The organism is Pyxidicoccus xibeiensis, from assembly GCF_024198175.1.
Classification (GTDB): domain Bacteria; phylum Myxococcota; class Myxococcia; order Myxococcales; family Myxococcaceae; genus Myxococcus; species Myxococcus xibeiensis.
This window is the reverse complement of sequence record NZ_JAJVKV010000025.1, coordinates 42,733-56,303: the sequence shown is the minus strand read 5'-3', so window position 1 is coordinate 56,303 and position 13,571 is coordinate 42,733. Positions and strand designations below refer to the sequence as shown.

Sequence of the window (13,571 nt, the reverse complement as noted above, 5' to 3'; positions counted from 1 at the left end):
GGGCGCCCCCTGGCGAACGGAGCGGGGCCCTCCGGGGTGTGCTCCATCCCCCGGAGGGCAGCCGGCCTTCAGGCGCCTGCTCAGGCCGCCGCGGCGACTTCCGCCTGGATCTTCGAGAAATCAGCCACCTGGTTGAACAGGGCGCCAATCTCCGTGAGGAGCCGGATGCGGTTCTCCCGCAGGTCCTTGTCCTCGGCCATCACCATCACCTTGTCGAAGAAGGTGTCCACGGCGGGCTTGAGGCCGGTGATTTCACGCAGGGCGCCGGTGAAGTCGTCCGTCTTCACCAGCCCGGCCACCGTGTTGCGGGCCTGGGTGAAGGCGGTGTGCAGGTGGCGCTCCGGCTCGTCCACCAGCTTCTGCGGGTTCGTCTCCCCGCCCTTCACGTCCTTGCCCTGCTTCTCCACGATGTTGACCACGCGCTTGAAGGCCGCCGCCAGGGGCTGGAAGTCCGCCCGGCCGACGAGGAGGCTGAGCGCCTCCAGGCGCTTCTGCGCGGCCACCAGGTCGTCGAAGCCGGCGGCCAGCACCGCCTCCACCACGTCCGTGCGGTGCTGCTCTCCCCACAGCGCCTTGAGGCGGCCGCGGAAGAACTCCAGCACCTGCTCGCGCGGGGCCGGCTCGCCGGCCTTGCGCTTGGCGTTGGCAATCTTCGGCGCGAGCAGCCGCAGGGCCTCGTCCACCGCGGCGGACAGGCTGAAGCGGTAGCCGCGGCCCAGCACCAGGCGGATGATGGCGATGCACGCGCGCCGCAGGGCGAACGGGTCCGCCGCGCCGCTGGGCGCCTTGCCGATGGCGAAGATGCCGCACAGCGAGTCCAGCCGGTCCGCGATGCCGATGAACGCGCCCCCGTCCTGCGTGGGCAGCGCGTCCTCGGCGCCGCGCGGCAGGTAGTGCTCGTAGATGGCCAGGGCCACCGCGTCCGGCTCGCCGCTGGCCCGCGCGTACTCGCGGCCCATGACGCCCTGCAGCTCGGGGAACTCGCCCACCATGCCGGTGACGAGGTCCGCCTTCGCCAGGGTGGCGGCGCGCTCGATGGTGGCGCCCTCCCCCGCCCGGCCCGTCTGGCCGGCCAGCCACACGGCCAGCGCGCGGAAGCGCTCCACCTTCTCCAGATAGGTGCCCAGCTGGCCCTGCCACACCACGCGGCCCAGCTTCTCCACGCGGTCGGCGAGCGGCGTCTTCCGGTCCTCGTCGAAGAAGAAGCGGCCGTCCGCAAGGCGCGAGGCCAGCACGCGCTGGTAGCCGCGCAGGCTGAGCTGCTCGTCGCGCACCGGCGTGTTGGACACGGCGATGAACTTCGGCAGCAGCTTCCCGCCGGCGTCCACCAGCGAGAAGTAGCGCTGGTGGCTCTTCATCTCCTGCACCAGCACCTCCGGGGGCAGGTCCAGGTGGCGCGGCTCGAAGGAGCCCACCACCGGGCTGGGCAGCTCCACCAGGTTCGTCACCTGGTCCACCAGCGACGCGTCCTCCAGCAGCTGGCCGCCCGACTTCTTCGCCGCCGCGCCCAGCCGCTCCACCAGCAGGGCCCGGCGCTTCGCCACGTCCGCGACGACGTGCGCCTTCTCCAGCGCGGCCTCGTAGTCCGCGGGCGCCTTCAGCTCGATGGCCCCGGGCGCGAGGAAGCGGTGGCCGTAGGTGGTGCGGCCGCTCTTCACGTCTCCGAAGACGACGGGCAGCACGTCGCCGCCCAGCAGGGCCACCACCCACTGCACCGGGCGCGCGAAGGCCACGTCCACGTCACCCCAGCGCATGGACTTGCGGAAGTTGATGCCGCGCACCGCCGTGTGCAGCGCGTCCTGGAGGATGTCCGCCGCGGGGCGGCCCTTCTCCTCCACGCGCGCGGACAGGTACTCGCCCTTGGCCGTGGTGGCGCGGCCCAGCTGGTCCACGGACAGCTTGAGCCCCTCGGCGAACTTCTCCGCCGCCTTGGTGGGCTTGCCCTGCGCGTCGAAGGCCGCCTTGGCGCTGGGCCCCAGCACCTCCTTCACCACGTCCTCGCCCGCGTCCGCCACGCCCTTCACCCACACCGCCAGGCGGCGCGGGGTGCCGAAGACGCGGACCTCGCCGTGCTTCAGCCGGGCCTCGGCCATGCGCTCGGTGAGCACGCGCTGCAGGTCCTCCAGCGCGGGGCCGATGAACGACGCCGGAATCTCCTCGGCGCCCACTTCCAGGAGCAGGTCACGCGCCACGGGCCACCTCCGCCTTCTCCTTCTTCTCCACGGGCTTGTTCAGCTGCACCGTCTTCCAGTAGTCGCTGGCGGGCTTGCCCTCGAGCACCGGGGGCTGCGCGCCCACCGTCCACGGCGTCTTCAGCAGCGGGTAGCCCAGCCGCTCGCGCATCTGGAGGTAGCCCTCCGCGCACAGGCGCGCGTTGTCGCGCACGCGCTTGATGAAGTTGGCGCGCTCCGTGACGGAGATGGCGCCGCGCGCGTCCAGCAGGTTGAACGCGTGCGAGCACTTCAGCGCGTAGTCGTACGCGGGCAGCGGGAGCTGGCGCTCGATGAGGCGCTTGCACTCCTTCTCATACGCGTCGAACAGCGCGAAGAGCATCTGCGGGTCCGACTCGTGGAGCGCGTACTTGCTCATCTCCACCTCGTTGGGGTGGAAGACCTCGCGGTACTTCACGCCCTTGACCCACTCGATGTCGAAGACGTTCTCCACGTTCTGCAGGTACATGCAGAGCCGCTCGAGCCCGTAGGTGAGCTCCGCGGCGACGGGCTTGCAGTCGAAGCCGCCGCACTGCTGGAAGTAGGTGAACTGCGTCACCTCCATCCCGTCACACCACACCTCCCAGCCCAGGCCCCAGGCGCCGAGCGTGGGCGACTCCCAGTCGTCCTCCACGAAGCGCAGGTCGTGCTCCATGGGGTCGACGCCAATCTTGCGCAGCGACTCCAGGTACAGCTCCTGGACGTTCTTCGGCGCGGGCTTGAGGATGACCTGGAACTGGTGGTGCTGGAACAGGCGGTTGGGGTTCTCACCGAAGCGGCCGTCGGCGGGACGCCGCGACGGCTGGACGTAGGCCACGTTCCAGGGCTCCGGACCGAGGGCGCGCAGGAAGGTGTACGGGGCCATGGTGCCCGCGCCGACCTCGAGGTCATAGGGCTGGGTGTTGATGCAGCCCAGGTCGGCCCAGTGCTTCTGGAGCGTGAAGATGAGGTCCTGAAAGTACATAGCTGGCGAATCCTTCTCGCAGTGCGTCGAAGGAGAAACGCGCGGACCCTAGTGATGGGGGTCCAGAGCGTCAAGGACGGTACTCACTCCTTGTACAGAGGGAGGTCCGCCAGTCGAATCTGGATTTTCGTCACCTCGCCGGGGCGGATGGGAGCGGACAGGAGCCTGCTCGCCGACTCCGTGTCCGTGGGGTCCACCACCCGCAGGCGGTAGGTGCCCACCGGCAGGGGGAACTTCAACAGCGGCGTGGTGCCCAGCGAGGTGGACCCGTCGAACACCGCCGCGCGAGGCACGGTGTGGAGCGTTATCCACCCGAGCCCCGCCTTCGCCGCGCCCTTGGGGGTGCTGGTGTCCAGCACCTCGCCCATCCCCTCCGGGTTCTGCGTCACGGTGGTGACGGGCTCCGCGGCCGGCGTCTCCGGCTCCGCCTTCACCTTGGTGCGCTTCGCCGGCTTGCCCTCTTCGCCGGAAGTCCGCGACCCGGACGCCCAGTTGGCGGGCGAGCTGCCCTCCTTGCCCTTGCGTGCGGGCACGGTGCCAGCCGAGGCCGTCCGGGTCCCCTTCTGCTCCGGCGGCGCTTCGGTGCCGGCCGACGCCGTGTCGGGGGCATCGGCCGGGGGCGCGACCTCCGGAGCCAGGGCTTCGGGGGCGGCCGCGACGGGCGCCGGGGCCTCCACGCCACGCGGGAAGCCCGGCGGCGGGCCCGACTTCTGCGGCGGAGGCCAGGGGGCGTTGGTGGCGGGGTCCACCGCGGGCGGGGGGTCCATCTCCGCCTTCACCCAGGCCCTCGCGGACTCAAATGCGGGGACGAACTGCGCGCGCACGGCAGGGAGCGTCGACAGCCAGCCCAGCCCGCCCAGAATCGCGAGCAGGACGAGCCGCCCCACCCAGCGGGACGCCGGGCGCGCGGCGGGAAGCTCCACGGGGGTGTCGGACCGGCGGGACGTGGCCGGACGCGGCGGGCGCCCCGGGGTGCGCGCCCCTTCCGCGCCAGGGCGCGGAGGCCGCGAGCGGAAGCGCTGCGTGGCCAGGTCGCTCGGCTCGTCGAGCAGCGAGTCGGGCTCGGGCTCGACGGCCTCCTGCCGGGGCGGAGGCCGGGGCCGGGGCGTGCGCGAGACCTGCTCCCCGCCCTGTGTGGGCCGGGGCGTGCGCGAGGCGGACACGCCCGTCTCGGTGGGGCGGCGCTGGGGCACGGGCTTGGGGGCGCTGCCGGTGGAGACACGCGTGGCGACGGCGGCCGTCTCCGTCGGACGGCGCTGGGGCACGGGCTTGGGGCCGCTGCCGGCGCGCGTGGCCGCGGCGGCGCGGGTGCGCTGGGCCGGCACCTGCGAGGTGGGCGAGGAGTCCCCGCCGTCGTCCTGCTGGAGCGCACCGGCGACCTCGCTGACGCGCGCGTCCTCCGCGCTGCTGGCCAGCTCCAGGAGGGTGCGGGTCTTCTGCCGCTTCTCCGCGAACAGGTCGCCCATCACCGCGGTGATGCCGTCCTCGTCGAAGAGCTCCGGGCCGAGCGCGGCCTCGATGGCGCGCGCCATCTCCCGGCCGCTGGTGAAGCGCTGGGCCGCGTCGCGTGCCAGCGCGCGCATCGCCACCGCCTCCAGGGCCTCGGGCACCTCGGGGTTCAGCGACCGCGGGGACGGGATGTCGCCCTCCACGATCTGCAGCATCACCGCGGCCTCGTGCGGGCCGTTGAACAGCCGCTGCCCGGCGAGCAGCTCGTGCAGCATCACGCCCACGGAGAACAAGTCACTGCGGCCGTCCAGAGCCGTGTTGCGCACCTGCTCCGGGGACATGTAGCCGCTGGTCCCCTTCACCGTGCCCACCTGGGTGCGCCCCAGCCGCCCGCGCGCCTTGGCGATGCCGAAGTCGATCACCTTCACGACGCCGTCGTAGGTGAGCATCACGTTCTTCGGCGACACGTCCCGGTGCACCACCACCGCGGGACGGCCCGACGGGTCCGTGAAGTGGTGCGCGTAGTGCAGCCCCAGGCAGGCATCGCGAATCACCCGCCCGATGAAGCCCATGGGCAGCGCGTAGCCCTGCCGGGATGCGGCCTTCACCACCTGCTCGAGGTTCTGCCCGGGCAGGAACTCCATGGCGAGGTACAGCTCGCCGCCCTCCTCGCCCAGGTCGAACACCTGTCCGATGTTCGCGTGCGAGAAGGCCGCAGTGATGCGCGCCTCGTCCAGGAACATCTTGACGAACTGGTCGTCCTTCTTGATGTCCGGGAGGATCTGCTTCACCGCCACGAACTTGCGGAAGCCACCCGGTCCCGAGGTGAAGGCGAGGAACAGCTCCGCCATGCCTCCCATGGAGAGGCGGGTGAGAATCTCGTATTTTCCGATGCGCCGCCCCCGGTCGGGATCATCTCCGGCGCCACCCTGCATGGACATTCTGGCGCGCATGTTATCTCCCGGCGCCGCCCACGCCAATGCTCGTTCCCGAGAAAGCGCCCTACCCCTCGGGACGGGTCGCTCCCAGCGGATGCACCGACCTTCCCGGGGTGGCGCCTGGATCAGCCCGGCCCGGTCATCGGCTACGGCTTCGAGCGTTTCTGGCGGCAACGAGTGACAAGAGCTTCGGGGAGGGGCCGGGTGGACAGCTGTCAGAGCACCGTGGGATATTTGTCATCTGTAATATTCCAGCCGGCGCCTGTGGTCCGGTTGAAGAAGCCGTTGTTGTCGCTTCGGCCCGAGCTCCCCACATGCGCATCCACCAACGCCTGAGAGAAGGTCAGCGCGAGTATCTCCTTCTCGCGCTGCATGACCCGCTTCCCGAAGGGTGCCAGGCCCTGGATGCCGGGCGGGGCTGGATGCTGGAGCGGCGGCTGCGGCAGCTGGCCCAGGACGACTCCAACCTCCGCACCCTGAGCACGCTGGTCCAGGCCCACGCGCCCCTGGGGCTGCATGCGTCGCGCTCGTCCGAGGACGTGGTGAGGCAGGCCGCCACCCTGCTCTCCTTCGGGCACCTGCGGCTGGCCCTGGCGCCGCCGCCCGCGCGATTCGGTGCGCCCGCCTTCCGCGAGGACGTTGCGAAGCACGAGCCGCCCGTGACGCCCGAGGAGGACGTCACGCTGCGGCTGCAGGTGGTGGACGACGCCTCCGACGGCCCCATCTCCGGCATCAAGCTCCTCATCCGCTTCGCCGACGAGTCGGAGAAGGAGGCCACCACCGACGCGGATGGCAACGTCAACATGGAGAAGGTGCCGAAGGGGGCCTTCAACGTGCTGTCCCTCGTCGACGGCGCCACGCTGAGCAACAGCGTGGCCATGGTGCGCACCGGTGGCCCCTGGTCCGGCCAGAAGCCCTCGAAGGCAGGCGCGAAGTCGAAGGCGACGTCGCAGCGCGTGCTGGTGAAGGTGACCGAGCACCGCGTCATCGACGGCGAGAACCTGGACAGCGTCGCGGAGATGTATGGCCTCACGGCCGATGCGCTCGCTCAGTTCAACTGGGGGACGACGGACCCGGACCAGGTCCAGCAGCGGCTGGAGGTCTCCGTGGGCTGCACCCGCAAGGACGAGGGCGGCAGGTTCGTGTTCAGCCGCGATGACGACCCCGGCATCCTCTACGTCCCCCGCCCTGTCGCGCTGACCGGGCTGGCGGTGGACCAGAGCCACATCCTCCGCGTGAAGCGGGCCCGCAAGCCCCAGCCCTTCAGCTTCTCCGTCTGAGTCCGGGAGGCCCATCCAGGTGACTCGCATGGGAACGCCGACGCACACGACACGGAAGGCGCCGGGGGGCCCCCGTGGGGCCGCGCGCTGGCGCCTCCCCTGTCTGCTCGCACTCCTGACGATGGTGCCCGCCGTGCCGGCACGGGCCGCGGAGCCCTCCGCCAGCGCGGCCCGGTGCTCCAAGCCGGAGTTCACCAAGAGCCGGCGGAGCGCCGAGAAGCTCTACCGCGAGGGCCGCTACGCCGAAGCGGTGGACGGTCTGCGGCGGACGAAGGAATCCTGCTGGAGCGCGCTGGACGCCACGGACCGGGGTTGGCTGGTGTCCGACCTGGGCCTGGCCGCGCTGCGCGCCGGGCAGCCGGAGCTGTGCCGGCAGGTGCTCGACGAGGCCCCCACGGAGCTCGACCCCGAGTCCCGGGTGGCGAAGGCCATCGCGCACAACCGGGGACTCTGCCAGGGGGATGGGAGCTTCCCGGTATGGGTCGACTCCCGGTCGCTCCGTATCGCTTCCCCGCAGGAGGCCGCCGCCGCCCTCGCGCGCGATTGGAACCACGCCATCGCGCTGCGCGAGGGACGACTTCCGCAGCGGAAGGACCGCGAGGTCAACCGCTGCACCGAGACGGAGGGCGTGAAGCTGGACGACCTCGACGTCACGACGACCGTCGAAATCTACCCCGCCCAGGCCCAGCTCATCCGCTGCCGGGTGCTGAAGCTCGTCGCCGAGGCCCGGCCCGCGAAGGTGAGTCACCTGCGGGACCTCCTCACCACGAAGGCGCTCGGCAAGGTGCTCCCCGCGGACTTCGCTCCTGCCTTCGCGAGCGGAGATGTCGAGGAGCACGCTCGGGCCGGACGCGAGGGGAAGACCTGGAGCGACATCGATCCCAAGGTCCGCTTCGAGCCACACCCCGACCGTGCGACCGCCCTCCAGGTGGAGGGCGACATGGAGTCGGGCGTGCTGGAGCTCTGCGCGCGGGGAGACTTCAACGGCGACGGCATCGAGGACGCCATTCTGGACCGCAACATGAGACCCGAGGGTGGAAGCCTGGTCGACATGACCACCTTCCTGGTGACGCGCACCCGGCCCGGGGGCGTGCTGACGCTCCTCGAGCGGATGGACTAGCCGACATGGGCAGGACAATCCTTATGAGCACACGCATCGCTTTCCCCTGGTCGGCCGGACTGTCACGCCGCGCGTGGCCGGCTCTGCTCACCGCGCTGACGCTGGCCTGCGTGACGCCGCCCGCCCCCGCGGATGCCTCGCAGCCCCCCGCGAGTGCCCCCAAGGCCCCTCCGGCCCAGACCACCCCCCCACCCGCTCCGGCACCCGCGCCCTCGGCGACGAACACGACTCCTTCCACCGCCCCCCCGCAACCTCCCGCCACACCGGCGGCCCCCGCCAGCGCCGGTGCGGAGTCGCCCTGCGATGCCAACTGGGGGAATGGCCGGGCGAGCATCATCCAGCTTGGTCAGCGGCAGGATGACGGCAAGCCGCTCCAGCCCTTCAGACCCTCCGACCCGATGTACCCGTACGAGCTTCGCGGAGGACGCTTCCTCTTCGGAGAGAAGGACAGCATCGTCACGGCGGTCGGCAGGTTCGAGGCCCGTAAGGATGCCGAGGAGGCGCTGAAGAAGGTCGAGGCCGAGCGGCCCAGCGCACAGGCTTTCATCACGACCCTGGGCCCCTATCTGCTCCCCGAGACACGCACCTGCAAGGTCACCCGGCAGGCCCGGGGGAAGAACCCCACCATCGAGGCGGCGTCCTGGCTCCTCGAGAAGGCGGGCGTGCTGCTGGCGGGCTCCCAGACGCCGTGCAAGGACGGAAGGCTGACCAAGCAGGTCACCGTCATGTCCTGCGACGGGATGAAGAACCTCCTCACGGACACCTCCGAGCACGCGTGCGACCACACGCGGCCCGTGGAGACCTGCGTGTACACCCTGGAGCCGGGCGTCGTGCTGTTCGAGCACGAGTACACGCTGAACGGAGTGACCTCCGTCCGCGCGCGCGCCTTCGACGTGCGCAAGAAGAAGCAGGTCTACAAGCAGGACTTCTCCAACGGCAGCGGCCTGCCCGGCGATGACACGGCGAACCAGCCCGAGACGGACTTCGAGGACGTCGACGGGGACGGCATCCCCGAGCTGGTGGTCAGCGTGCCGGACACGGGTCAGCGCACCTCCGTGCGCAAGTGGCGCCAGGGCAAGTTCGTCGAAACGAGGTCGCCATGACCTATCCACTCCAGGAGCCGTCCTACACGTGTCTCAACAAACCGGCGGTCCGCGCGCTGTACGGGCCTCCGTCATTCGAGCGCGAGCTCTACAGCACGGATGGGAACAGGAAGTTCGCCAACACCACGCGGCTGCTGGGCAACCCGCTCGTCGAGGGCTTCGAGGCGAACCACATCGTCGAGGTGCGCGTCGCGGGCTTCGGTCCCGACAAGAGCAAGACCCCCCGGGTGAGCATCAACCGCAAGCTCGCGCCGCTGCTCCAGGCGGCCTTCGAGAAAATCAAGTCCCAGCGCCTGCCGTACGTGCTGCATGAGATTGGCGGCTACAACTTCCGCTATCAGCTCAACGACGACGTCCACGCTGCCCTCAAGGGCCGCCGCGAGTACGCCAGCGTGGGCGGCGCGTGGAACATCGAGTACGCGAAGCAGGACCTGAAGAACGGGGCCTTCGACGAGCTCGTCGACTACGGCAGCGGGAAGACGGCGAAGAAGAACCTGCTCTCCAACCACTCCTTCGGGAGCGCCATCGACATCAACTGGGCGACGAACGACTACAGCCGCAAGAAGCCGTTCGACATGCCCCAGAAGATCGTCCGCATCTTCGAGAGCTTCGGCTTCTACTGGGGCGGCTACTACCACGACTACATGCACTTCGAGTACGAGCGCACGAGCATCGTCGGCGCCTCCGACGAGTCGCCGCCGCTGGTGCTCTACCCGTTCGGCGCGGACACGCAGCGCCGCGAGTCGCCGCTGAAGTACTACTTCTTCAACGAGGGGGGCTCGGGCGGCTACTTCCCGCTGGGCAAGCAGCAGAACATCCACGCGGGCCTCCACCTGGAGCCGGACTCGCGCGAGGAGCTGGTGCCCGTCAAGGCGGCCATGCCCGGCTACGTCGTGGCCGCGCGGCTGCTCACGCCGGGCAAGGAGGGCGACTCGCCGCTGCTCCTGGAGGCGACGGAGGGCCGGCCCCTGGGCTTCGTCCTCATCAAGCACGAGCTGGCGGCCCTGGAGGAGAACGGGCCCTCCGACGAGGTCCATCCGCTCTACAGTCTCTACATGCATCTGGCCCCGCCCGAGTGGGGCGGCGGGCCCGACACGGACAAGGAGTTCCAGAAGGCCCCCTGGCTCGCGTCCTTCCTCCAGTTGCAGCACGGCGCGGTGGTGAACCTGGACCCGGCGGCCGAGGACGCTGGCAAGACGTTCTGGTCCCCCACCCCGCTCAACCCCGAGGCAACGACCTTCAAGGTGAAGGACCGCGCCGACCCGCTCGTGGGCAGGAAGGATGGGAGGCTGCTCGCACTCACCAAGCCCAGCCCCGAGGACGTCCGCGAGGCCATCGAGTCCCTCAGGAATGGCTCCATCGTCACCTTCGACCGGCCCCTCTTCCCGGTGGCCGCGGGCGACGTCCTCGGCTTCGTCTCCAAGGGGCGCGCCGCCCCGCAGGTCGAGGGCGCCGCGGCCGCCGGCTCCAACCGGCCTCCGCCCCGCTACCTGCACTGGGAGCTGTTCTCTCTGAGCGGTGAGGACGGCGGGTTCCACTTCCTCGCCGAGCAGGACCCTGCGCTGAAGGAGCTGCTCCTCGCGGTGGAGGAGAAGCGCAAGGACAACTTTCTGCAGATGCCCTCGGACGGGGCGCCGGACGCGGACAACGAGGTCAACACCATCCTCGGCTCCACGGGCGTGGAGGTGGTCAAGGCGCTGAAACGGGCGCGCTACGGCAAGACGCTCCAGGACTACTTCAACGACGGCACGAAGTTCTTCTCCTCCGAGGACACGCGCGAGAAGCCCTTCACCTGGCCGCTGCCGCTCGCGCTGGACAACAAGTACAAGTTCGCGGGCCCCATGGGCCGGCCGTGCTCGCTGGAGGTCCTCTACAAGAAGGCAGGGCAGCCCCTCTCCAAGGAGGTCATCACCCTCGACCCGAAGAACCAGGCCATGGTCAACGTGACGCTGAACGTGCCCGCCGAGGCGGACGGGCTGGCGCTCTGGTCCGCGGACTTCTTCGCGGACCCGGTGGAGGTGGCGCCCGACGTGCTCCGCCAGAAGCGTCTGGAGAGCCGCACGAAGCTCTTCCAGAAGGCCGTCGGCCACCGCTGGCGAAACCTGGTGCTGGACCACATGAACGAGTGGACGCCCAAGGGGCTCGGGCTTCAGCTCGACGCGCGCAAGGAGGCCGGCCTCTTCGACCACCTGCTGGAGGACACCCCCGACCTCACCGTCGAGGACCTCAAGAAGCAGTTGCTACCCCTTTGCTGGTGGGCGCGCCCGGCCACGCGCGAGGACCCCTTCGGCGAGGTGCCGGTGCTGGGCGCCGGGCAGCAGAGCCTCTTCGGAACCGACGCGGGACGGCTCCCCGAGGATGCGTCCATCGTCAACATGCACCCCGTCACGGCGCTGTGGCTGGTGGACCTGCTGCTGGAGAAGGAGCTCATCGCCCTCAAGAAGGAGTGGCCTCCGGCCACGCTGAAGCGCGACGAGAGCAACGACAAGCCCCTCTTCCTGGGCGTGCTCTCGAAGCAGACCCCGGTGCTTTCGGGCATGGAGGCACTGGTCGTCCTCGTGCAGCACGGCTACGGCACCACCGAGGGCACCGCCGCCGACGTCACCTTCTGGCTGGCGCCGCATGGAGCAAGCGCGGCGGGGCCGCCGCAGGTGCTGTGCCGCGCCCCGTACACCGAGGGCGTGGCGAAGGCGCGCATCCGCATCCCCTCGTGGGGACAGTGGGAGGTCTACGCGACGGGCGCGGGCGACACGCGCTTCGTGCCCGAGCAGACGCAGGCGACGACGTTCGAGGTGCCCAAGCCCGTGCTCACCGGGCAGCCCTTCGCGCTCGGCACGAAGAAGGTCACCGCCGCCTCGAAGCAGGGTCCGTTCCGCCCGCTTGCCACCGGCAGCTTCGGCGTGAGCGAGCACTGGCCCGTCGCGCTCGCGGGCTACATCGTCTTCGAGTGCTGGAAGGTGCCTCCGCGCGAGCAGCCCGCGCCCGGCGTGCCGCCGCTGCCCGCAACGCTGGCCATGCCCGTCGTCGCGCAGCGCGCCCCGGAAGAGCACACGGCCGATGGAGTTACGTACAAGAGCGGCTACGTCGTCGGCGTGGAGAAGAAGGGCACCAACCCGAAGGTGACCGGGGACTTCTTCTTCAACGAGTTCGTGAAGCGCAAGAATGGAACCAAGGTCTTCGATGGCGACGTGGCGGCCTTCCGGCTCGCCGTCCCCCTGTCCCAGCGGCTCCAGCAGCTGCGCGACATCTGCAAGCCCGCGACGCCCAAGGGGAAGGACTGCCCCCTCACGGTGATCCAGCTGTCTGCCGCCGGCACCTCGCTGCTCGTGAGCCCTTCGCCGAGCAGCCCGGCCGCGCTCGACACGCTGATGGAGAAGGTGGGGCAGCTGTCGCCCTCGGCTCCGCCCGAGCTCTTCAGCATCTCCCGTGAGGATGACGAAGGGGCCGTCCGCATCACCTATTCCCCTCCGGCAGAGTCCACCGGCGCCCTCCAACTGGAGTTCGACCCTGCCCCGGCACTGGGGCGGCTCGCCGCGGAGGTGCTGTCCGGGGAGACGCTCGGAGAGACGCTCCACGTCCGCCCGCGATTCATCGCCCCGAACACCGGCCACGCGCTGCACCTGTCCGGGACGCTCGCCCCCGTGGACGGCATGCAGGACCTGTTCACCGCGTCGGCGGCGCAGTTGCAGGCCGCATGTGGCAACGACTTCCTCGAGGTCGTCGCGGACAAGAACCTGCCGCCGGTGGGACGGTTCGAGTTCGGAGACATCCAGCTCAAGATGGGCGCCGGCACGCTCCGCACGGAGGTGGTCCTCCACGGAGACGCCAACCAGTGGAAGGTGGCCGAGCCCCTCTTCAAGCTCGCGGGGGCCTCCCAGAGCAAGCGCGTGGGCAGCGTCCTCCAAGCGGACTGGCCGCTCGTCGACAAGCAGGGTCAGCATATCCCGGCCATGTGGAGCGGACCGCTCACGTTCACCGCCGAGGTCTCCCAGCCCGGCAAGGTGCTGGCCCCGCCGCCGCCCGTGAAGCATGAGCCCGTGACGGTCGAGCCACGGCTCGAAGGGCTCACCCACGAGGTCCGGGACCGGGAGCTGTGGTTTACGGGCAAGGGCCACTTCATCCCCACGGACTCGGACTTCCGCATCATCTGTGAGCGGAAGGACGCGGCCTCGGGACAGTGGCAAGAGGACACCCTCGTCAACAGCGCCATCCGCTACAAGACGCCGGGCGACCCCGCGTACGGCCGCTGCACGGAGCTGGGCGTGTTCGAGGCCTCCATCCCCAAGACGGCACTGAAGAAGGCTGGAGGCCCCTTCCGCTTCACCTGGCGCCGCAGGCCCAACAAGCAGGGCACCGGCCCGCGCCCGGTGCTGGGCGTCATCCTGGCCGAGCCTGCCACGCCGGAAATCACGCTCGCTGAGCTGGGCCTCTAGCCGCGGCACCCGCCGCTCTCGAACCATGCCCCCACAGAACTCCCAGCAGAACTCCGGACAGACGCCTCCCCCGT

General features: G+C 70.3%; 8 protein-coding genes. 4 read left to right on the top strand and 4 right to left on the bottom strand.

Going from position 1 to position 13,571, the window contains the following annotated elements; genetic code table 11:
* Positions 1–80 precede the first annotated feature (80 nt).
* The 4 genes from glyS to LXT23_RS47280 all read right to left on the bottom strand — a co-directional run bounded on the left by glyS (position 81) and on the right by LXT23_RS47280 (position 5,935).
* Complete coding sequence (gene glyS / locus LXT23_RS47295; RefSeq protein WP_253987139.1) at positions 81–2,192, bottom strand: glycine--tRNA ligase subunit beta; 2,112 nt, start codon at positions 2,190–2,192, stop codon at positions 81–83.
* Positions 2,182–3,174, bottom strand: a complete 993-nt coding sequence (glyQ, locus tag LXT23_RS47290) for a glycine--tRNA ligase subunit alpha (RefSeq protein ID WP_253987138.1) — start codon at positions 3,172–3,174, stop codon at positions 2,182–2,184. Before glyQ ends, glyS begins: the two co-directional genes overlap by 11 nt.
* A gap of 83 nt (positions 3,175–3,257) precedes the next feature.
* Positions 3,258–5,576, bottom strand: coding sequence for a serine/threonine-protein kinase (locus tag LXT23_RS47285; protein WP_253987137.1), 2,319 nt, complete (start codon positions 5,574–5,576; stop codon positions 3,258–3,260).
* Positions 5,577–5,776: 200 nt separating this feature from the next.
* Positions 5,777–5,935, bottom strand: a complete 159-nt coding sequence (locus LXT23_RS47280; protein WP_253987136.1) for a hypothetical protein — start codon at positions 5,933–5,935, stop codon at positions 5,777–5,779.
* Positions 5,936–5,983: 48 nt separating this feature from the next.
* Between LXT23_RS47280 and LXT23_RS47275 the strand changes: the two genes are divergently transcribed.
* The 4 genes from LXT23_RS47275 to LXT23_RS47260 are packed head-to-tail and all read left to right on the top strand — an operon-like array spanning position 5,984 to position 13,497.
* Positions 5,984–6,841: a LysM domain-containing protein gene (locus tag LXT23_RS47275; protein ID WP_253987135.1), complete on the top strand. Its 858-nt coding sequence runs from the start codon at positions 5,984–5,986 to the stop codon at positions 6,839–6,841.
* Positions 6,842–6,869: 28 nt separating this feature from the next.
* Positions 6,870–7,961 (top strand): hypothetical protein, encoded by a 1,092-nt coding sequence (locus LXT23_RS47270; protein WP_253987134.1) that lies wholly within the window; start codon positions 6,870–6,872, stop codon positions 7,959–7,961.
* Positions 7,962–7,984: 23 nt separating this feature from the next.
* Positions 7,985–9,064 carry a hypothetical protein gene (locus tag LXT23_RS47265; protein WP_253987133.1) on the top strand — a complete coding sequence of 360 codons (1,080 nt, stop codon included), beginning with the start codon at positions 7,985–7,987 and terminating at the stop codon, positions 9,062–9,064.
* Positions 9,061–13,497, top strand: a complete 4,437-nt coding sequence (locus LXT23_RS47260; RefSeq protein ID WP_253987132.1) for a M15 family metallopeptidase — start codon at positions 9,061–9,063, stop codon at positions 13,495–13,497. Before LXT23_RS47265 ends, LXT23_RS47260 begins: the two co-directional genes overlap by 4 nt.
* Positions 13,498–13,571: the final 74 nt, after the last annotated feature.

Bases quoted from the DNA above. Each gene is read 5' to 3' on its own strand.
- glyQ (WP_253987138.1), bottom strand. From the start codon at position 3,174: ATGTACTTTCAGGACCTCATCTTCACGCTCCAGAAGCACTGGGCCGAC.
- LXT23_RS47285 (WP_253987137.1), bottom strand. From the start codon at position 5,576: ATGCGCGCCAGAATGTCCATGCAGGGTGGCGCCGGAGATGATCCCGAC.
- LXT23_RS47280 (WP_253987136.1), bottom strand. From the start codon at position 5,935: ATGCAGCGCGAGAAGGAGATACTCGCGCTGACCTTCTCTCAGGCGTTG.
- LXT23_RS47275 (WP_253987135.1), top strand. From the start codon at position 5,984: ATGCTGGAGCGGCGGCTGCGGCAGCTGGCCCAGGACGACTCCAACCTC.
- LXT23_RS47270 (WP_253987134.1), top strand. From the start codon at position 6,870: ATGGGAACGCCGACGCACACGACACGGAAGGCGCCGGGGGGCCCCCGT.
- LXT23_RS47265 (WP_253987133.1), top strand. From the start codon at position 7,985: ATGAGCACACGCATCGCTTTCCCCTGGTCGGCCGGACTGTCACGCCGC.
- LXT23_RS47260 (WP_253987132.1), top strand. From the start codon at position 9,061: ATGACCTATCCACTCCAGGAGCCGTCCTACACGTGTCTCAACAAACCG.